Source organism: uncultured Methanobrevibacter sp. (assembly GCF_902769175.1).
Classification (GTDB): Archaea; Methanobacteriota; Methanobacteria; order Methanobacteriales; family Methanobacteriaceae; genus Methanobrevibacter.
Map to the genome: position 1 here is coordinate 35,894 of NZ_CACXNW010000004.1, position 20,346 is coordinate 56,239.

19 protein-coding genes and 1 pseudogene are annotated in these 20,346 nt (G+C 33.6%); 19 read left to right on the plus strand and 1 reads right to left on the minus strand.

Features of this window, described 5'->3' with window-relative positions:
* Positions 1–352 precede the first annotated feature (352 nt).
* Positions 353–1,303 (minus strand): hypothetical protein, encoded by a 951-nt coding sequence (locus tag QZV12_RS02110; RefSeq protein WP_295616465.1) that lies wholly within the window; start codon positions 1,301–1,303, stop codon positions 353–355.
* A gap of 268 nt (positions 1,304–1,571) precedes the next feature.
* On the opposite strand from QZV12_RS02110, the gene QZV12_RS02115 reads away from it, so the two are divergent.
* The 19 genes and pseudogenes from QZV12_RS02115 to QZV12_RS02200 form a co-directional block, all read left to right on the plus strand.
* Positions 1,572–1,772 (plus strand): hypothetical protein, encoded by a 201-nt coding sequence (locus QZV12_RS02115; RefSeq protein ID WP_295616469.1) that lies wholly within the window; start codon positions 1,572–1,574, stop codon positions 1,770–1,772.
* Positions 1,773–1,837: 65 nt separating this feature from the next.
* Positions 1,838–2,020, plus strand: coding sequence for a hypothetical protein (locus tag QZV12_RS02120; protein WP_295616472.1), 183 nt, complete (start codon positions 1,838–1,840; stop codon positions 2,018–2,020).
* 21 nt (positions 2,021–2,041) lie between these two features.
* Positions 2,042–2,554: a hypothetical protein gene (locus QZV12_RS02125; protein ID WP_295616475.1), complete on the plus strand. Its 513-nt coding sequence runs from the start codon at positions 2,042–2,044 to the stop codon at positions 2,552–2,554.
* On the plus strand, positions 2,555–3,205 hold the full coding sequence (locus QZV12_RS02130; RefSeq protein ID WP_295616478.1) for a hypothetical protein: 651 nt from the start codon (positions 2,555–2,557) through the stop codon (positions 3,203–3,205).
* Positions 3,115–3,801, plus strand: a complete 687-nt coding sequence (locus QZV12_RS02135) for a hypothetical protein (RefSeq protein WP_295616482.1) — start codon at positions 3,115–3,117, stop codon at positions 3,799–3,801. The genes QZV12_RS02130 and QZV12_RS02135 overlap by 91 nt, the downstream gene beginning before the upstream one ends.
* 96 nt (positions 3,802–3,897) lie before the next feature.
* Positions 3,898–4,143, plus strand: coding sequence for a hypothetical protein (locus tag QZV12_RS02140; RefSeq protein ID WP_295616485.1), 246 nt, complete (start codon positions 3,898–3,900; stop codon positions 4,141–4,143).
* On the plus strand, positions 4,131–4,424 hold the full coding sequence (locus QZV12_RS02145) for a hypothetical protein (RefSeq protein ID WP_295616488.1): 294 nt from the start codon (positions 4,131–4,133) through the stop codon (positions 4,422–4,424). The genes QZV12_RS02140 and QZV12_RS02145 overlap by 13 nt, the downstream gene beginning before the upstream one ends.
* On the plus strand, positions 4,363–4,758 hold the full coding sequence (locus QZV12_RS02150; RefSeq protein ID WP_295616491.1) for a hypothetical protein: 396 nt from the start codon (positions 4,363–4,365) through the stop codon (positions 4,756–4,758). The genes QZV12_RS02145 and QZV12_RS02150 overlap by 62 nt, the downstream gene beginning before the upstream one ends.
* On the plus strand, positions 4,755–7,052 hold the full coding sequence (locus QZV12_RS02155; RefSeq protein ID WP_295616493.1) for an Ig-like domain-containing protein: 2,298 nt from the start codon (positions 4,755–4,757) through the stop codon (positions 7,050–7,052). The genes QZV12_RS02150 and QZV12_RS02155 overlap by 4 nt, the downstream gene beginning before the upstream one ends.
* Positions 7,053–7,406: 354 nt before the next feature.
* The gene (locus QZV12_RS02160; RefSeq protein ID WP_295616496.1) at positions 7,407–8,288 is read left to right on the plus strand and encodes a hypothetical protein; all 882 of its coding nucleotides are present in this window, start codon (positions 7,407–7,409) and stop codon (positions 8,286–8,288) included.
* 41 nt (positions 8,289–8,329) lie between these two features.
* A complete protein-coding gene (locus tag QZV12_RS02165) occupies positions 8,330–10,120 on the plus strand; it encodes a hypothetical protein (RefSeq protein ID WP_295616499.1) in 1,791 nt (596 codons plus the stop codon).
* 125 nt (positions 10,121–10,245) lie between these two features.
* Entirely contained in the window at positions 10,246–12,723 is a 2,478-nt protein-coding gene (locus QZV12_RS02170) for an Ig-like domain-containing protein (RefSeq protein WP_295616502.1), read from the plus strand.
* Positions 12,724–13,247: 524 nt separating this feature from the next.
* Positions 13,248–13,382, plus strand: coding sequence for a hypothetical protein (locus QZV12_RS02175; protein ID WP_295616504.1), 135 nt, complete (start codon positions 13,248–13,250; stop codon positions 13,380–13,382).
* A 53-nt stretch (positions 13,383–13,435) separates the two neighbouring features.
* Complete coding sequence (locus tag QZV12_RS02180) at positions 13,436–14,182, plus strand: hypothetical protein (RefSeq protein WP_295616507.1); 747 nt, start codon at positions 13,436–13,438, stop codon at positions 14,180–14,182.
* Positions 14,104–15,201: a hypothetical protein gene (locus QZV12_RS02185; protein ID WP_366925524.1), complete on the plus strand. Its 1,098-nt coding sequence runs from the start codon at positions 14,104–14,106 to the stop codon at positions 15,199–15,201. The genes QZV12_RS02180 and QZV12_RS02185 overlap by 79 nt, the downstream gene beginning before the upstream one ends.
* Positions 15,132–15,278, plus strand: coding sequence for a hypothetical protein (locus QZV12_RS13625; RefSeq protein WP_366925525.1), 147 nt, complete (start codon positions 15,132–15,134; stop codon positions 15,276–15,278). Before QZV12_RS02185 ends, QZV12_RS13625 begins: the two co-directional genes overlap by 70 nt.
* On the plus strand, positions 15,208–17,394 hold the full coding sequence (locus tag QZV12_RS02190; RefSeq protein WP_295616513.1) for a hypothetical protein: 2,187 nt from the start codon (positions 15,208–15,210) through the stop codon (positions 17,392–17,394). Before QZV12_RS13625 ends, QZV12_RS02190 begins: the two co-directional genes overlap by 71 nt.
* A 129-nt stretch (positions 17,395–17,523) precedes the next feature.
* Positions 17,524–17,748, plus strand: coding sequence for a hypothetical protein (locus tag QZV12_RS02195; protein WP_295616515.1), 225 nt, complete (start codon positions 17,524–17,526; stop codon positions 17,746–17,748).
* A 51-nt stretch (positions 17,749–17,799) separates the two neighbouring features.
* Positions 17,800–19,908 (plus strand): annotated as a pseudogene (locus tag QZV12_RS02200) (hypothetical protein); the annotation flags it as partial.
* Positions 19,909–20,346: the final 438 nt, after the last annotated feature.

A 20,346-nucleotide genomic window follows, 5' to 3' on the forward strand; every position in this document is an offset into this window, starting at 1 on the left:
TTTTTAGTTAAATTGCTTTAAACTAAATTAGCATAATTTTATTATATTTATCTTTTTAATAATATTTAAAGAGTATGCTATTCTTAAGTTATTTAATGTCAAAAAAGAGTCTCATAATTTATAATTGGATTTGGATTAGCTATTAAAAATTATAAAAAAAGAATTATTTGTTATTTTTTTGTTTCTTATTTAATTGCTTTAAAATTATAAAATAAGTGTTATTTATTCTTTTTTTTGTTTCTTATTTAATTATTTTAAAATTATAAAATAAGTGTTATTTATTCTTTTTTTGTTTCTTATTTAATTGTTTTAAAATTATAAAATAAGTGTTATTTATTCTTTTTTTTGTTTCTTAAGCAATTGCTCTAAACCAGCTAAAGTTTTCTCCACCAAAATAGCTGACTAAAATTGAAACGATTGTTGTAAGAACAAAGATTATCAATGCAGATTGATGTCCTGAAAGTAGGAAGAATACAAATACAAGAATCATCAATATGTAGAAAATCTTTTTTGTATTTCTGTTTCCATTTTCATTCAAAACTGTTAAAATCCCTAAAATGATAGGTGTAATGATTATAGCAAGTATCATCCATAAGCACTCATTTAATGGAACTAGATTGTAGACTGGCAAATTCAATAGATTCATGTAAAGATAGGCTTCCAAAACGGTCATCACCAATCCAAAGACTCCTCCAGCTATTGCTTGAGCCATAGTATGTTTCTTTAAGGTGAATCTGCTCCAAATGAGTATAGGATAAAGCAATCCAAACAATGCACCTATTGGTCCAAGAAGCATAATTAAAGCTGCTACAGGTCCTGTTAATCCAGTTGTATGTATACTGATTTTCCATTTGACTGTAATGAGCATTACAATAAATGTATTCACTGCATAGCATAAGATCAAAACTGTTAAAAAGTTGGAAACTCCAAGGATTAATGAAATTATGAAACCAATTAAGTAGGACACTACACCTACAATAAGTGGAATGAAACGGTCTTCCCTATTTGATATGTCCTTGTCTGTATTCAATTTCTTTGCCCAGTATAGGATGATTGCCATTTGCAAGATAGAGGCAAAGACAAGTGAAATCATTTCTGTTATTATGAATTGGCTCCAATTAAAATTAAAGCTGCTTGTAAAAGGAGTTCCGCTACTTGCAAGAATTATACAGATCAATAAAAATAATGGGATGGTAATTATAGGAGGATTTGTAAAAACAGATATTGTATCAGCTATTTTAAGTTTTTTCTCATCTGTTTCATCATACTTGTTTTCCGTATTGATGTTTTTTAAGCCGATCATGTTTTCCTCCTTAAATGGTTTTATAATTTTAAATTTTTCCTTTTAAATTTTCTCTTTTAAAATTTCCTATTTATCTATTTCTCTTTTTATAGTATTATTAATTTTCTATTTTTCATTTTATTTTTTCATCTTTTATCATCATTTAAAATTATTACTTAATCTTGTAAACATACTCATTTATATATTATATAAAATATATATATATATATATATATATATCATATTGGATAAATTTATAAAAGATAAAGAAATCTGATGGGGAAACTAAATGAAATGGGGTCTAAAACCATTTTCATTATTATTGCTAACACTACTTCTTTTATGCACATTGACATCACCTTATGCTACTGATATGAGTAATATGGCAGATGCAATAGAAATAAGCGATTTTAATGAAAATGTAAATGAAATAACTTTAAAAAGTGATATAAGTAATGAGAAAAATTCGCAGGATAATGTTTTGTTGTAGATGATAATTTAAATGATTTTGAGAGTGATTCGTCTATAGATAGTAGTTTTACTGATTTTGATGATATGTCTATAGGGGATTATTCTTCTATAGATAGTGGCTTTGCTGGTGAGAATGTTTTACTGAATGATGAATATGGAAATGATATCATTGCTAATGAAAACAGTTCTCAAAATGATTATTCAGTTGCATCAAAGGGTTCACAGCAAAAATTAGCTGCTATTCCAGGATTAACCTTTAGTCAATAATCTCAAGATATCGCTGCAGCATTGCCAGTAGGTCTGATAAATTTAGAATCAGATTATGCATTTAATCTGCAATATGATGAAGCATTTGTATTTGGAATTTCAATACAGCCTGTAATGAATACTGTCATTAATGGAAATGGCCATATTATTGATGGGGATTATAAAGCTGCATTATTCAATATACTAAATGCTCAGTTTAGAGTCACTTTCAATAATCTGACATTTATAAATGTTGGCTACAGCAATGATATGGAGGATTGTTATCGTAATCAGGCTCCTCCAGGTACTGGAGATGTTCGCAAGATAATTAATGCTGTCCGGATTGTAGGGTCTGATGTAATGTTTAGTAATTGCAAATTCATATCCAATAAGTGCACTATGGATGGGGCAATATCCGCTTCATCATTTTCAAAATTTGAGGTTTTTAATTCTCAATTCCTGTCAAACAATGCTGCCAACGGTGCTGCGATTACAATGGACCATTCATGCTCTGTAGAAATTTACCAAAGTGATTTTGCCCAAAATATGGCATAGATGGATGGGGGAGCTATTTATATTAAAGAGACTCAGCTGTTAAATGAAAATAATACTGTTAAAATAATTGATTGCAACTTCGCTTCCAATACTGCAGGATATAACGGAGGTGGAATTTGTGCCGATGAAGATGGGAATACTCTTTTATTTCTGTTAAATTCAAATTTTACAGGAAAAAAAGCAGAGGAAACTGGTGGCGGGCTGTATTTAGTATGCCGTTGTAGCCTTGACCTCTGTGAGTTTATCGAAAATCAAGCTCAAAGTGTAGGGGGAGCTTATTTAGGGGCTATGGGATATTTAAGTAATGAACCATATGATGAAACTGTTGCAGTCCTTCTAAGGTTTACCCAATGCAAACTCATTGGTAATCATGCAGAAGATTTAGCCAGTGATCTTTACATTAATATAGCAGAGTATACTGGGCTTTTTGTACTTCGGGAGATTTATGTGAAAAGTAGTTCTGTTGAAGTTCCTGCCATTCATTTGAAATCTGAATCTGAAAGAGTAAATTTTATTATTAAACAAAATTCTTTCGTTGTGCCGAATTCCACATCTGATTTTTGCTATATGAAATTGAAAATACTCGTATCTCTAATGTCATTGAAAATTGGTGGGGAAGAAATAACCCATATTCAAATACTCGATTTATAATTGATGTGGATGGCCGTATTTTTGATATTTCAAGACCTTTCGATCAATCTCATGTCCGTTTCGCTCTTAAATCTCCAACTCTTTATGCAAATGTTCAAAGTGAATTCGAGTTAAGCCCTAAAAATAATTATGAGTTCCTCCCGTTTTTCCCATATGGTGTTGAGGCAAATTGTTTTACCTCTGATGGTGTTGCAACAATCAGCCCATCTGAACTTTTCCCTAATTCAAGACGTAGCATATTTTTCACTCCTAATAAAGTTGGTACCGTTAGCCTTAGCGTCATATTGGATTATGAGAACATAACATATCAGGCTTGGTCTTGGCCTACTAGAAAAATGGTAGTGACTTGGACAGGTGCTGGAGTTACTGTCGGACTTCTCGTTTATGGTATTGTTCGCATACGCGAAGATTTGTCTGATGATACATCTTCCTTTGCCACATTTGAAGAGGCAATCAATAATATTGATGATGGATTTGCGATTATAGTTCCTCCAGGAGTTTACAGAGGAATTGGAAACGTTGGATTGAACATCAATAAGAACATAGTCATAATGTCAGACCCTAATCAGACTGGTGATGTGATAATTGATGGGTAGGGTCAGTCATGGATATGGAACATTTCCGCTACAAACATTACCCTTTTAGGACTGACTTTTTCCAATGGGCTAACTAACGGTGACGGTGGGGCTCTCATGTTCAATGAGCCTATGGATAATTGTACAATCATATCCATTTTCGTTAACAATAATGCTGCCAATGGAGGAGCTATCTATTTCGCCTCAACTGGAGGAAATATCAGCTACAGTAAGTTCACGTCGAATGTTGCCACATATGATGGAGGTGCTGTTTATTTCTCAGATGGCGGAACGATTATAAATGACACTTTTGAATATAACCGGCAGACCGTGGTGGTGCAATATTCCTTATGGGTGATTTGAACAACGAGAATATAACTTTTACAAACAATATGGCTAATGAAGGAAATGACATTTATGCTGTAGGAAGCACTGATCCTTCTTTAAGTCTTAGCATCAATAACGTTACAGAAGGACAGCCTGTTTTATTTGAAATCAATGCAGATTCCTCTTGTTCAGGGATGGCTTTAGTTTATGTCATTAACCTTACTTATACTGTAAACATTGTCAATGGGTATGGAAGTGCAACAGCCAGTTTACCTTATGGAGTCTATACTGCAAATGCTGTTTTCAGAGGAAAATGATAAGTTTAAACGAGTGAATGTTACACAGGAATTTGAAGTTTATAAAAAGCCTTTGATTGATCCTGAGTTAATCATAAGCGTTGGAAATATTGCTGAAGGCCAAGATGCCTTAATCGAGATCAATGCAAACAGCGCTTTCTCTTCTCAAGTTCACGTCATGATTGATTTGGATGTCTTAAATATCCAAACCGTAAATGTTGTCAATGGATTTGGCTTTCTCACATGGGAAGGTTTGAAATTAGGCAATCATACCGCCACTGCCTTTTGGGATGCCATCGATGATTTGCAGGTGGAGCCAATTCCACAGACTTTGAAGTTTATCCTAAAGAGTTGATTGACCCTGAATTAAGAGTCAGTGTAGAAAATGTGAATATTGGCGAGTCTGTTTTGGTTAAGGTTTATGTCAATGAGACTTTCAGCGGTGATGTGGACCTTATGATTAATAATTCAGATTCAACATATTTGGTGCCAATTGTTGGTGGTTATGGTGAGTTTGAAATTTCCGATTTGCCTATAGGCAGCTATATGGCCACTGTTGTGTTTAATGGAACTGATACATTTAGAAACAGCACTGCAACTGCTGAATTTGAAGTTTATCATAAAGATTTGATAGATCCTAACTTGACAGCAAGTGTCAGTAATGTTACTGCAGGAGAATCAGTATTGATTGAGATTCATACTAATGATACCTTTAATGGCAATGTTAGTGTTACTGTCAATGGTTCCGAGCTCAGTAATCTTGGGATTGCCAATGGTTCCCAAGTCCGTAATGTTGAGATTGCCAATGGTTATGGATCTGTTGCATTTGATGATTTGGCCTCTGGCAATTACACTGCTACCGTGAGATTTAATGAAACTGAAGTATTTAGAAAAAGCAAGGTCACAGTAGAATTTGAGGTTCGCCCTAACTTGGTTGATCCTAACTTAAGCATCAGCATATCCAACATCACATACGGTGAGCAGTTAGTGGTTGAATTAGGTACAAACGCTACATTCTCAGGAAATGTGACATTCAAGTTCAATGGTTCAGAGGAATCCTATCATGTAAACATTACCGAAGGATATGGAAAATTAACTTTAGATAATATTAACGCTGGTCGATATATTGCATTTGCAGCATTCCATCATACAGATGTATTCCAAAGAAGCATAAAATGGACTAAGTTTGAGGTTTATCCTGCAAATACATCATTATCAGCTATTGTGGATGATGTTGTTGTAGGAGAATCTTCCAATCTGCAAATAAGCCTATTTGATGAAAGTGGCAATCCTATAGATGGAATAGTGACCATTTCCATTAATGGTGAAGACACTAATGTAACTGTCACCGGAGGAAAAATCACAGTTCCAGTAGTTCCTGCTGGTGAAATAGGAGTTTGTTCAGTTACAATCACTTATCTTGGTGATGAAAATCATGGTTCAAGTGTTTTAAATGCAGATATTACTGTCTATGGTCCTGGAAACGTAACCGTTAAGCACACTGATGCTGGAGATGCAGCAGACATTCAAGCTGCAATCGATTCTGCAAATCCTGGAGATACAATAAGATTAGGAAAGTACAGCTATGCAGGTGTTGTTGATGTAAACATCACTGAATCTGTAACAATTGCAGGAACTGAAGGAACTATCATTGCAAGTGCAGGTGATGGAACACCTATATTCAATGTTCTTGCAATTTCCGATAATGGTTCTGAAAACCTAACAATCACTGGTGTTGACTTTAAGTTAGCTAATGGAGACACAGTTGTTAAGGCAACTGCTGATAATGACACTGAAAACCCGTTATCTATTGTAACTCCGTCCATAAGCATCACTGACAACAGCTTTGAGCTTGTCAATGATACAACTGTTCCAGAATCAATCAGGATTTTAGAGCTTGACTCTGAAAGAGGAGTATTATCTCCTACAGGTGAAATAGCTATTGCAGGAAATACCATTTCTGCAGGAATCGGTCCATTTAAATTTGAAGTAACTTCAATCAATTCCGGTGGAGACACCATCATTGTTCCTCAAAACATTTCTGATGAAAGAAAGGCTACAGTGATTGTATTTGAAAACATGAACACAACTGCAGTTTCTAAAGATGATGGAGGAAAAACAGGAGAATACTTCGTATGGAGATTAACAGATGCTGACGGAAACCCATTGGCAATCACTCCTATGGAAATAGGGTTCAATGGTGTTGTATACACTTATGAAAAGGATGGAATCATTACAGATGATGACGGTTATGCTAAATTGCAGATAAACCTCGGATACAAAGGAGTATACACATTTGCGATATGCTTCCTTGGAAATGATGAGTACAATGCTTCATTTGTTGTAGCGAAAATAACTGTAGACACTCAAAAGCCTAGCTTAGCAGCTCCTAACAAATCTTATGCAGCAAGCGCAAAGACCAAGACATTGACTGCAACATTCAAGACTGCAAATGGAAACCCAATTGCAGACGAATGGATCACTTTCACAGTCAATGGAAAAATATACAAGGCAAAAACCAATGCAAATGGTATTGCAAGCGTAAACGTTAGCATAAACAAAAAAGGAACCTATGCATTTGTTGCAAAATTCGCAGGAGACAGCACTTATGCTGCAATAAACAAAACAGCAATATTAACAATAAGTTAAATGGGATAATTTTTATTATCTTATTTGATTTTTTCTTTTTTTTTAGTTTAGTTTAGTTTAGTTTATTATTTGATTATTTTTTTTATTTTCTTTTTTTCAAAATTATTATTCTATCTTTTTTTATTTTTTCTATTTAGGTTCTTTTTTTAATTTGATGTGTTTATGTTTTTATTCTTTTTTTCAATTCATCTGCATATAGCTATAAGATTATTCATTAAAATTTATAAATTTTCTATTTCAACAAATAAAGTTAAAAAGAAAACCTAATATTATATATAATATATTCAATAAAGTTATTTATATTAGAATATATTATATAAAAATTTTAATTATATTTCTTGGGGGAGTAAGTTAATGAAAAGGGGATTAAGAATATTTTTATTATTCCTTGTTTTCCTTATTTTATGCTCATTTACATCAGTAAACGCAGAGGATGCAAACAATATTGCTGATGTAGTGGGAGAAAATAATATTGGGGATAATTTTGCGCTTGAGGCCTTGGAAAATGATGGGAACATAAACCATTTGGCCACTAATGATAATTCTATGCTATCTGATAATATCCTGGAAGAGGATAATGATTTAGATAATGCAATAGCTGATTCTTGCAATGAAAAGGATAGTAATGAGTTTACATTGTCAGTAGAAGATGAAAGCATAGATAATGAAAGCAATGGGAATAATCTTGTTTTGTCTGAAAATGATGTTAATGATTTATCTGACAATATATTAGGTGTAGAGGAAAATAATGACAATTCTGATTTATCTGACAATATATTAGGTATAGATGAAAATAATGACAATTCTTTTTTATCTGACAATATATTAGGTGTAGAGGAAAATAATGACAATTCTGATTTGTCTTCTGATTCAGATCAAAATTTAGGGGTTATTGGAGGATTGCCCTTTGCCCAATTAGCTACATTTATCAACATAAATATGCCATTAGGTGTAATTGGTTTGACTTCTGATTATAGTTTTAATCTGACAACTGATGAGGCATTTGCATTGGGAATTTCATTACATCCTACAATGGATACTATTATTGATGGTAATGGCCATTCCATTGACGGGGACTTCAAAGCTGTCTTGTTTACTATAATACACGCCCCATTTTCCATCACTTTTAGGAATGTGAATTTCATCAATGCCGGCTATAGTGATGAAATGAGGGAATGTTATGAGGGTTTGGCTCCTCCAGGTACTGGTGATTACATCAATTATTCAATGCTGTGAGGATTATAAGTTCAAGAGTAAATTTTCAGAATTGCACATTCATGAATAATAGATGTCCAATAGATGGCGCACTATTTGCATCATCAAATTCTAATATTGATTTACTAAATTGCCGATTTGAGGGAAATTCCGCAACTAATGGTGCTGCTATCACTGCAGATAATTCCTGTAATCTAGTTATTGGCAACTCTTCATTCCTTCTTAATAATGCAAAAATGGAAGGTGGTGCAGTTTATATTAAAGATGCTGGACTTCTATCAATTCAGAAATTGTTGATGATATATCAATCTAGCTTTGAAAGCAATACTGCACAATATAATGGCGGTGCAATATATGTTGAGAGCGATGAAAGATTCATAGCAACCATAGTCGATTCAGTTTTCACAGAAAACAGTGCCTCAAATACTGGAGGTGCATTGTATATAGACTCTAATGCAGATTTAACATTCTGTAATTTCACTCGCAATTCTGCTGGAAGTGTAGGTGGGGCTTATTTAGGATATTTTAAGAATGGAAATGAACCTATTGATCCTGATGACGAAAACAATCTTAGATTCACCCATTGCATTTTCATTGATAATCAAGCCACAAGCATGGCTTCTGATTTATATATTGATTTTCAGATGGATGAAGGTCTTTATGTTTTCCAGGAAAATTATGTCAAATCAATTGCAACCCATACTCCTGCTATCTATTTACATTCAAGTGTAGCTGCTCTAAGATATAAAATAAAACATAATTCATTTATAGTCCCTAGGAGTTTAGTTGATTTTTGTTTTATGAAAATGGATAATATGCATGTTGATGAGTTCAATGAGAATTGGTGGGGTAGAAATTTTTCTTATGACGATATTAAATTCAATGTTATGTTAGATAGATTTACTTATGATGTTGGAAATCCATTAGACAGACGACCTTTACATATTTCATTTGGTCTCGATAACCTTGAAAAGGGTGTAGAATCTGAAATTAAGTTTGTTATTAGTACTGGAACAACCTATAAAACATTAAAAACAATTAAGTTTTTCCCATTTGGTGTTAATTTTGAAAGCACATCTCCACATGGTGCAATTAGGGTAGGGCCAAGTTCCAAAAAGCCTAGCTGGAAAAGCGTATATTTCACTCCTAATAAGGCTTTCGCTGTTAATTTTACAGTCACTGCTGATTATCAGACATTAAAATTTTCTTCAAGTGCTTCAATTTCAACTAAAAACACTTTGATTTGGTTTGGTGCAGGTTTCGGTGCTGTCCTATCTGTTATTGCTTATGAATTTGTTTCTCTTCATCATTCTGATGATGGTTCTGATAATGAATCTGATGATGCTTATTATACAATTGAGGATGCAATCAATGCTGTTGGAGATGGCTGTGCCATTATAGTTCCTCCTGGAGTTTATAGGGGACTTGGAAATGTTGGTTTGAACATTAATAAAAATATTATCATTATGTCTGACCCAAATCAGACTGGTGATGTGGTGATTGATGCTGAAGGAAAATCCGGAATTTGGAACATTTCAGCCTCAAACTTCACTGTTTTAGGTTTGACTTTTATAAATGGACAGACAAGCGACAATGGAGCTGCCTTAAATTTCAATGCACCTCTTGACAACAGCACTATAGTTGCTAATTTCATTAACAATAATGCTGCAAATGGAGGAGCAATCTATTTTGACTCTACTGGAGGAAATATAAGCTACAGTAAGTTCGTATCGAATGTTGCCACATATGATGGAGGGGCTGTCTATTTCTCAATGGCGGAACCATTGAAAACGATGCGTTTGAATATAATAGGGCAGACCGTGGTGGAGCGATATTCCAAACAGGGGAATTAAGCAAGGAAAACATTAGTTATAGAAGCAATTATGCAAAAGAAGGCAACGATATATTTGTTATTGGAAATGATGATCCAAATTTAGGCTTAAGGGTTAATGATGTAACTGAAGGTGAGGAGGTGCTTATGGAAATCACCACAGCTTTACATTATTCAGGTTTGGTCTTTGTTGAAATCAATGGCATCTCTTATGATGTGAATGTAGTTAACGGATATGCTACTAGGGCATTTAATCTGCCTGTTGGCGTTTATAGGGTGAATTTGATTTTCAGAGGTACTGAGAAATATAAATCCAGCAGTTTATCTTCAGAGTTTGAAGTTCACAGCAAAGAACTCATTGATCCTGACTTAAGCATTAGTGTTGGCAATATTACAGTTGGAAATGCCGCTTTAGTTGAAATAAGCGCTAATCCTAAGTATTCTAACAATGTAAATGTTGTACTTTATTCCAGTTTTTCCAAGATTTATCCTGTAAATGTTGTTAATGGATATGGGAATATTGCTATTGAAAATTTAAGTGTTGGATCATATCTAATTCTAGTATATGCTGATGCCATTGGTGATTTTGATGCATCTTCAGCTTTTTCCTCCTTCAATGTTTTTGAGGCAGGAACAGTTGATCCGGAAATAAGCATTGAGCTTCCAGGAGACATTGCTGAAGAGGAAAATTTAATTAATATCATAGCTAACAGTTCCTTCTCAAGCAATGGTTATGTTCAATACAATGATTCTCAAAAGCTTTATCCTATAGATGTCATTGAAGGCTATGGAGAAATCCCAATCTATGATTTGTCTGCAGGCAATCATACCGCTACCCTTACACTCCATGGAAATGATATCTTTAAGGCCATTAACTTAACATTCGAATTTGAACTATTTTCTCCTGCATTGAAGGACCCTGACTTGTCAGTAAGTGTTTCTAATGTTACTGTAGGAGAGCAGGTATTGATTGAAATCCGTGCCAATGAAACCATTAACAGCATTGTCTCTGTTGAAATTTTTGGATTTGATGTTCTTAATGTTGTGAAGATATTTGGAAGTTATGGCGAGTTTATAATTTCCGGTTTAGATGTTGGCAATTATTCCGCTAGAGTATTCTTTGAAGGAAATGATGAGTTTGGAGAAAGCAGAAAAGTGGTTGATTTTGAAGTTCGACCTAATGATTTGATAGATCCTAATTTAAGCATTAGTGTTGAGAGTATCTCTTTTGGTGAGAAATTGTTGGTTGAAGTGACTGCAAGAAATTCCTTCTCTGGAAATCTAACACTAAGAGGCATCGATTTTGAAGAGGTTTATAGTCTTGAAATTATAGATGGTTATGGAAATGTCACAATTGATAATCTAAATACTGGTTCATATATTGCATTTGCATTATCCAATCATACAGATGCCTTCCTGCAAAGTGCAAAGTGGGCTGCTTTTGAGGTTTATGGTCCAGGAAACATAACTGTTAAACACACTGATGCAGGAGATGCTGCAGACATTCAAGCAGCTATTGATGCTGCAAGCCCTGGTGATGTTGTCAGATTAGGAAATCATAACTACACTGGTGTTGCTGATGTAAACATAACAAAATCTATAAGGCTTGTAGGAAGTGAAGGAACATCTATTGCAAGTGCAGGTGATGGAACTCCTATTTTCAATGTTATTCCAATTTCCAAAGAAGGGCCTGAAAACCTAACAATAACTGGAGTGGACTTTAAGTTAGCTAATGGAGATACAGTTGTTAAGGCAACTGCTGATAACGATACTGATAATCCATTATCCATCGTAACTCCAAATATCAGCATAAGGGAAAACACTTTTGAGCTTGTCAATGAGACCACTGTTCCAGAATCCATAATTATATTGGAGTTGGATTCTGAGAGAGGGGTATTGTCACCTACTGGTGAAATATCCATTATGGCTAATACAATTGCTGCAGGCATTGACCCATTTGAATTTAAGGTAACAAGCATTGGATCTGGTGATGTAGTAATTGCTCCACAGAACATAAGCATTGAAAGAAAAGCCACTCTAATTCTTTATGAAGACATGAACACCACTGCAGTTTCTAAAGAAGACGGCGGTAAAACAGGTGAATACTTCATATGGAGATTAACTGATGCTGATGGAAATCCAATAGCCAACACTCCTATGGAAATAGGTTTCAATGGTGTTGTATACACTTATGAAAAGGATGGAATAATTACCGATGGTGACGGTTATGCTAAATTGCAGATAAACCTTGGTTATAAAGGAGTTTACACCTTTGCAATATGCTTCCTTGGAAATGACAAATACAATGCTTCATTCGTAGTGGCTAAGATTACTGTAGGAACTCAAAAACCTAGTTTAACCCTTCCAAACAAGTCTTATGCAGCAAGTGCAAAAACAAAAACATTAACTGCAACATTTAAGACTGCAAAAGGAAACCCAATTGCAGACAAATGGATCACATTCACTCTAAACGGCAAAACCTACAAGGGAAAAACCAATGCCCAAGGAGTTGCAAGCGTAAATGTAAGTTTAAACTCTAAAGGAACTTATTCATTTGTTGCAAAATTCGCTGGAGACAGCACTTACACTGCAATAAACAAAACAGCTAAATTAACTATAAAATAAATAAGTTTGCCCAAGTTGTGCCCAAGCTTTCGACCCAAGCTTTCGACCCAAGCTTTTTGAGCCTGCGGCTCAAAAACCTTGACCAAAATATTTTCATTTTTGGTTTTTAATAAATAAAAATAGCATTTAGATAAAAAGAATAGTTTTAATGATATTCTTTTATTTTTTATTATTTTTAATTATCAATTCTTCTTCAAGTTGAAGAATGGTTTCCTCATCTTCTATCTTTTTAAGTTTATTTTTTTATTTTAATTATTTTATTTTTCTTTTTTCATTCTATTTTTTCAGTTTAGTTTTTTTATTTTATTTATTTTATTTTTCTTTTTTTTATTCTATTTTCAATTAATTTTTTTATATTAATTAGTATTATTTTTATTTCAATTATTTTTTCATTATGCACAATCATCACATATTCTTTCCTTAACTATCTAAACATAATGTTTTAAATATTATATTTTATATAAATATTTAATATATAAATAAATGATGAAAACTGTTTAAGGAATGTCTTGGGGAGTAATTTAATGAAAAGGGGATTAAGAATATTTTCATTATTATTGCTTATTTTACTCGTTTTATGCTCATTCACATCAGTTTTTGCTGAGGATACAAATAATATTGCTGATGGCTGGGAGAAAGCAATCTTAATGCAAATATAGGTGAATTAGGTTTTAGTGACATAGAATATGAAAATGAATCAGTTAGTGCTGACTTGAATAGTGAGGATAATCTTGGAGTCAGCTTAATCAATGAGGAACTGGAAAATGACTCTGGTGCAGAAGAAACAATTAGCCAGAGCACTGGCAAAAAGTCCTATAGGGATTTGTATGTAAACGTTGTCACCAATCCTAATAATCTTACCTTAACAGGTGATTATACATTCAATCCTGAAATAGACCAATCACTATTTGTAATTGGAATCCCTGATTTTTATGAAAATTATGTTATAGATGGACAGGGTCACACCATAGATGGTGCTAATTCTGCTCGTTTTTTTATGGTTTCAGGTACTAATGTAACTTTAAAAAACATTAACTTTATCAATGGAAACTCAAGCTTAGGTGGAACTGTACACTTTTCAAAAAGTGGAACCATTGACAATTGCACATTTTCAAATAACTATGCAAACCTATCAGATGTGGTGTCTTTTGATGATTGTGGATATCTCTTCAATTCTGAATTTAATAATAATTCTGCATATAATGGAACAACAGTGTTTTTATATGGTGGAGTCATTGACAATTGTTACTTTTTAGAAAACAAGGGGACTCGAGGTGGAGCGGTACGATTCAATTCTAAGGGTAATCTAAGCAATTCCATATTTGTACATAATTATGCGGGCGTGGAGGAGCTATTTTTAATACAATCAATGGAATCTCTATTGACAATTGTAGGTTTGAATCCAATTCTGCAAAACGTGGAGGGGCAATTTTTAGTGATGCCGACCACATTTTTATAAACAATTCTGATTTCTTCCAGAATAATGCAGATAATGGTGGAGCAGTGGAATTGAATGATGGAACAATTATAAATTCCAATTTTAACCTAAATGATGCAGGCATATCTGGAGGAGCTGTTTATTCCAACTATTATGTCTTGATTGACGGCTGCACTTTCGAAGATCAGTTTGCTGGAGATGGTGGGGTTTTATACTGCCTTAATTCTGGTTTAGTTCAAAACTCCTTATTTGAGCACAATATTGCATTCAACAATGGAGGATCAATTTTCTTCACTTCCTTTGGAGAAGTGTACAGCAACAACTTCACTGACAATAAGGCAATGTTTGAATTGGGAAATTCAATTTATTGTAATAATAAATTATTCGCTAAAAATAATTTCTATGACAATGAAACAAATGCCATTTTCTCAAACAGAACCTATGATTTCAAGGCAGTTCATGTTGATGGAAATGCTGCAGCATCAGGTGATGGGTCATTTAGACATCCATGGGAAAGCTTATTATTGGCTATAGAAAACTGCAATGCTGATGAAGCTGTTTTTATGCATTCTGGAACATATAGCGGACCTGCCTACAGCTCTTTGAACATTGAAAAATATGTCAATATTTTTGCTGATGGGGAAGTGGTCATTGACGGCAATCACACCACTATTTTCTATATCCATAAGGGAGCCAATATTGAAGGAATAACCTTTAAAAATGCATATACTGAAGTTTATGGCGGAGCATTGTGGGTTATGTCAGATGCAGAAACTGTTTTAAACAATTGTAAATTCATTGACAATCAAGCAAGGTTTAATGGTGGAGCAATATTTTGTGAAGGATATCTTGAAGTTAATGACTGTTTCTTTTCCAACAATAGGCAATCAATGCAAGACCCTGGAGGAGCGGATTCATCAACTTGGGGTGGAGGAGCCATTACAGGAACTTATCCATTGAGCATGCTCTTATTAAGAATACTGTATTTGAAAATAACTATGCTGCTGAAAATGGTGGAGCAATACAGGCAGGAGCATTAGCTTACATTGACAACACTTTCGATAAGAATCATAAGGATTTTGAATACACTACAGGCAGGAGCATTAGCTTACATTGACAACTGTACTTTCAGGGGAAATAATGCTCGCTCTGGTGGTGCCATCAGGACCTATGTAATCAGCGATCTAATGTTTTCAGATACAGGCTCTACTTTCATTTCCAACCATGCAACTAGTAGTGGTGGAGCAATATATTTGGTCTTTATCAACACTCCTGTCAGCAATCTCTATTTTGAAAGCAATTCTACAGAATCTGGTTCTGGTGGTGCTATTTATGGTCTTTATGGAGATGATGTCCATAAATATGGTGGCAGATATGAGTTGCATCTTATCAACTGTACCTTTATCAAAAATAAGGCGGGAGATGGTGCAATTGCTGGAGCTATTGGATATTCTATAGCTAACAATCAAACAATATTGTGTCTTGATGGCTATTTCTTTAGCGGAAATTCTGCATGGGTTGGAGGTGCAATATATTCTGGAGGCATTTTGCGATGCATAGGGGATCCAACATATTTCATTGATAATCATGTGTCCTATTCTACTGATGGGGAAATTAATTATCTCGGTGAAGGTGGCGCAATTATGCATTATGGGGCCTTTGAGTTCAACACCACAGTTTATTTCACAAGGAATTATGCTTTCTATGGATTTGGAGGAGCCATAAGTGTTGGCTTAGGAAATTATCCTGACCCTATTATTAGCAATGCGGTTTTCACTGGCAACTATGTTCGTTATGCTGGTGGAGGTGCGATAAGTTCTGCCCATAATGTTACAATAGCAAATTGCGAGTTTAAAGACAATTATGCTTATACTACAAATTCCATTGATTGGGTAATTCATGATTTTGAAATACCATATGATTGTCCTGGAGGAATAATATATTCCGCAAGTCATGATGTGGCATTTACACTGATAAAAAATAATTTTATAGATGTTGATTTCAGATATAATGAGACCTATGAGTATGGAAATGCTTTATATAATTGGTTTGGACCTATTGTTTCATATGGGAATTATTATACTGAATGGCATAGAAAGCATAACATATTAGGTGCAAGGACTCCTAATGGAATAGTTCAAGACAGCTATCCTATTCACCTTCAATGGAATTTCAATAGTGGATTAAGCAAATTCCTTGATCTATTCATTTTTACAGATAACAATGGTGAAGCAATCTTAGATAGGGATTATATGATAGACAATGAATTCTTATTTGACTATCCTGTATCTAAGAATTTGGTTATTGATGGTAAGGGACATACCATTAAGGGAAATGGGGAAAAATTACTTAGCCTTAATGTTTATGGCAAAATCACTTTTATAAATTTAAATTTTGAAGGATTAAATGAGCTTTTTTCAATTTATGATAATGGATGCTGCAATTTTATTAACTGTACATTTTCATCTAACAAAGGGGTCATATCAGTTTATGGTTCTGGAGTCTGCAATGTATTGAATTCCCTCTTTATTGAAAATTCCGCTTATCAGGGTGGAGCAATCTCTGTTTATGATTCTGGAGTCTGCAATGCTGTGAATTCCAAATTCATATCTAATCATGCAACTACAAATGGAGGAGCAATTTACAGTGAAAATGAAGTCAATATAAGGAATTGTTTATTTGACTCCAATTCTGCTGATTATTCCGGCAATGACAATAAGGGAGGTGCAATCTATTCAAAAGTCCTCTCTCTTGATAAGTCTACCTTTGTTAATAATCATGCAAATGGCTATGGTGGAGCTTTTTTCACCAGCAAATTGACTCCAATAAATTCAACATTCAATGAGAATTCTGCAACCTTTGGAGGTGCAATATATATTGCAAATAGCGATGAAGTGGATTTAAAAATTCAGGACAATGATTTTTATAGGAATGTCGCTTCTAATAAGGGAGGTGCAGTTTACATTAATGATAGTGATATGCACTTGAAATTCTATTCCAATAATATTATCATTGACGGTCCAGCTTATTGCGTAGGCTTTGCAGTTTATAACTGTGGAGAATATGATACAATATTGTACAATTATTGGGGTGAGGATTTTGTTGATTTTCTAAATGAGCCGATTTTAGTGAAAAAAGGATCTATTCGGGACGTATATCTTTTGGATCCAGATATGAGATTCAATCCAGATGAAACTGTTCACACATTGCCTCTCAGCTTGCTTCAAAATTAAATAGATTCCCGTGAAACCCTTGTATTAACATGTGATTATGCATATAAGGAAGGATATGATGATTTAGGTGGAATAATTGTCACTCGTGACAATATTGTAATTGATGGTCAAGGCCATATCCTTGATGGAATGGCAACTGCAAGGATATTTGATATTCAAGCTAAAAATGTGACTTTAAGGAATATTGTTTTTGCCAATGGATATTCCGATTATGGCGGTGCAATCAGAGGGGATGGTTTATTAATAGACAACTGCAGTTTCATAAATAACTATGCAAATTACGGTGGAGCGGTTTCTGGTGCTGGAATAATAATTAATGAAAGCAGTTTCAATGGTAATCGTGCATTTAATTGAGGTGCAGTTTACTTATCTGGTGATGGAGAAGTCTATGAATCTAATTTTACAGGCAATCATGCTTTAGATTATGGAGGTGCAATATATTCTGATGGCAATTTGACCCTTAGTTATTATGTGGTCTTTAAGGATAATATTGCTGATGATGATTCAAATGACTATTATTTAGGTGAAAATGCTAGCGTTATACATTTAAATGATAATTTCAAGTCATTTACTCAATTGCAGCAGTTCCTTGATGCTTCTGAAGGTCCTGTAGTCAAATTAACTTATGACTATCGCTGTGAGCTATCCGATTGCATTTGGGATAATAAGCATAGTGGCATAAACATTACCCGTGACAATATTGTAATTGATGGTCAGGGACACACAATTGATGGAAACCGTTTGACAAGAATATTTTTTGTCATCTCAGATAATGTAACCTTTAAAAACATTAATTTTGTAAATGGAGGTACAGAAAACTTTAGTGATGATAGAATTTGGGGAGGTGCAATAGAATCCCAAAACTTTGCCTTTGTAACAAACTGTACATTCCTTAACAATATTGCCGTTTCTGGTGCAGTCTGCTTCAATAATGGAGGATTAGTGGAAAGTTCTAAGTTCATAAACAATACAGGCAATATTCATGCGGCGTCTATAATGTCATATAATGATATATGCCTTGACAATGTCAGCTTTGAAGGAAGTAGGGTGATTGTCTATGAGTCCTCCAATGAAGATTATTATGCATATGGCAAGATCTTTAATGTCACTCGAATTGACCCTGATTTGAAAATTTCCATTAAGGACATCTCTCAAGGTTTTCCTTTATTTGTTGAAATCGAATCTAGTGCTAATTATAGAGGTGATGTCATTCTTGAAATTGGTGGTGTGGATTATACTGTAAATCTTAAGGATGGTTTGGGAAACATTACAATTGAAGCTTTGAAAGTAGGTGTTTATACTGCTACAGTAAGTTCTATACCTAGCATTCACTTTAGGGATTGTGTAAGATCAACTGACTTTGAAGTTCATTTAAAGCCTCTTCCTGACTTGAGCATATCTATCGAAGATGTTTATGAAGGCACTTCTCTCTTTGTTGAAATTTTTGCCAATGAGGATTTATCTGATGATGTCACTCTTGAAATAGATGGTGTGGATTACACTGTAGCTATAGTCAATGGTTATGGAAACATTACAATCGATGGTTTAAATCCAGGCACTTATATTGCTACAGTGATTTTAGAGTATAATGATGTATTTGAAGACAGTCGAGAATCCGTTGAGTTTAACATATATCAAAAAGTAAGTCCAAACCTCGTTATTGATGTTCAAAATTCCACTTTTGGTGAAAATGTATTGATTGAAATCCATGTCAATGACATATTCACTGGTTTGATTCCTATCTCTATTGCAAATGAAAATGATTCTGATGAAATCATTGCAATGAATTATGCTGTTGTTGTTGGAGGATATGGATCTGTTGCAATCAGTGCTTTGGATGTTGGAAAATATATTGCTACTGCAGAATTCAAGCCTATAGGTGTATTCATTGGAGAGACAGCCTTTGCATTATTTGAGGTTTATCCTAAAAATTCAGCCAATCTCTCTAATCCTAGTGCTTCTTCAGTAAGAATCAATCCTAATTTGAAGATTGTAGTTTCAAGCATTAGGGTTGGCAAAAAAGCAATTATTAAAATAACAAGCAATAAAAGTTTTTCAGGAAGAGTCAAAGTCATAATAAGATCCAAGACTTACATTGTTAATGTTGTAAAAGGAAAAGGAACCCGAGCAATCAAAGGACTTAAGGTTGGAACATATAAGGCAACAGCAAAATTAGCTGCAACAAAGACATTCAAGGCAAGCACCAAAACAACAAGCTTTAAGGTAAAACCTCATGTGATTAAGCTATCCCTTAAAAAGGTCAAAATCAAAAGGTCTTCTAAAAAATTGAAAATCACAGCTGCTTTAAGGATTGATGGAAAATTAGCTAAAGGCAAAAAACTCAAATTCCTATTTAAAGGCAAAAGATATTTTGCAAAAACCAATAGGAAGGGAATTGCAATAATAACCATTAAGAAAAAAGTCCTTAAAAAGCTTAGAGTAGGTAAAAAAATAAGATATCAAGTTCAATATGGTAAAAAGAGAGTAAAAAGAACTGTTAAAGTTCTCAGATAAGTTATGGGATTTTATAAAATGGTGTTGAAATAATTTTATTTTATTAATTTCCTAAAATGGGTTTGAATTAATTTTATTTTATTAATTTCCTAAAATGGGTTTGAATTAATTTTATTTTATTAATTTCCTAAAATGGGTTTGAGATAATTTTATATTATTAATATCATTCCCTACTTTCATTTTCTTATTTTTTTAGGCTGAATAAATATTCTAGTCTATTTTTATTTTTTGCTATTTTTTAAATAAAAAATTATATTAATATAATTAATTTTAACTTCTTTTAAAATGCAGATTCTTTATGTTTCTATTAATTTAATTAACTTGTTTTTGAATTAAATTAAAAGCATCATATTAATTGTCATTTCACTATTTTCACATCTACATCTATATACTCATATCTATCTAATTTTATCAATTTTATTCTAATTTTATCTAATT

Excerpts from the sequence above, each read along its gene's own strand:
- QZV12_RS02120 (WP_295616472.1), top strand. The coding sequence starts at position 1,838 with ATGTCTATAGGGGATTATTCTTCTATAGATAGTGGCTTTGCTGGTGAG.
- QZV12_RS02110 (WP_295616465.1), bottom strand. The coding sequence starts at position 1,303 with ATGATCGGCTTAAAAAACATCAATACGGAAAACAAGTATGATGAAACA.
- QZV12_RS02140 (WP_295616485.1), top strand. The coding sequence starts at position 3,898 with ATGTTCAATGAGCCTATGGATAATTGTACAATCATATCCATTTTCGTT.
- QZV12_RS02130 (WP_295616478.1), top strand. The coding sequence starts at position 2,555 with ATGGATGGGGGAGCTATTTATATTAAAGAGACTCAGCTGTTAAATGAA.
- QZV12_RS02165 (WP_295616499.1), top strand. The coding sequence starts at position 8,330 with ATGAATAATAGATGTCCAATAGATGGCGCACTATTTGCATCATCAAAT.
- QZV12_RS02175 (WP_295616504.1), top strand. The coding sequence starts at position 13,248 with ATGAAAAGGGGATTAAGAATATTTTCATTATTATTGCTTATTTTACTC.
- QZV12_RS02145 (WP_295616488.1), top strand. The coding sequence starts at position 4,131 with ATGGGTGATTTGAACAACGAGAATATAACTTTTACAAACAATATGGCT.
- QZV12_RS02160 (WP_295616496.1), top strand. The coding sequence starts at position 7,407 with ATGAAAAGGGGATTAAGAATATTTTTATTATTCCTTGTTTTCCTTATT.
- QZV12_RS02115 (WP_295616469.1), top strand. The coding sequence starts at position 1,572 with ATGAAATGGGGTCTAAAACCATTTTCATTATTATTGCTAACACTACTT.
- QZV12_RS02170 (WP_295616502.1), top strand. The coding sequence starts at position 10,246 with ATGGAAATCACCACAGCTTTACATTATTCAGGTTTGGTCTTTGTTGAA.
- QZV12_RS02195 (WP_295616515.1), top strand. The coding sequence starts at position 17,524 with ATGGCAACTGCAAGGATATTTGATATTCAAGCTAAAAATGTGACTTTA.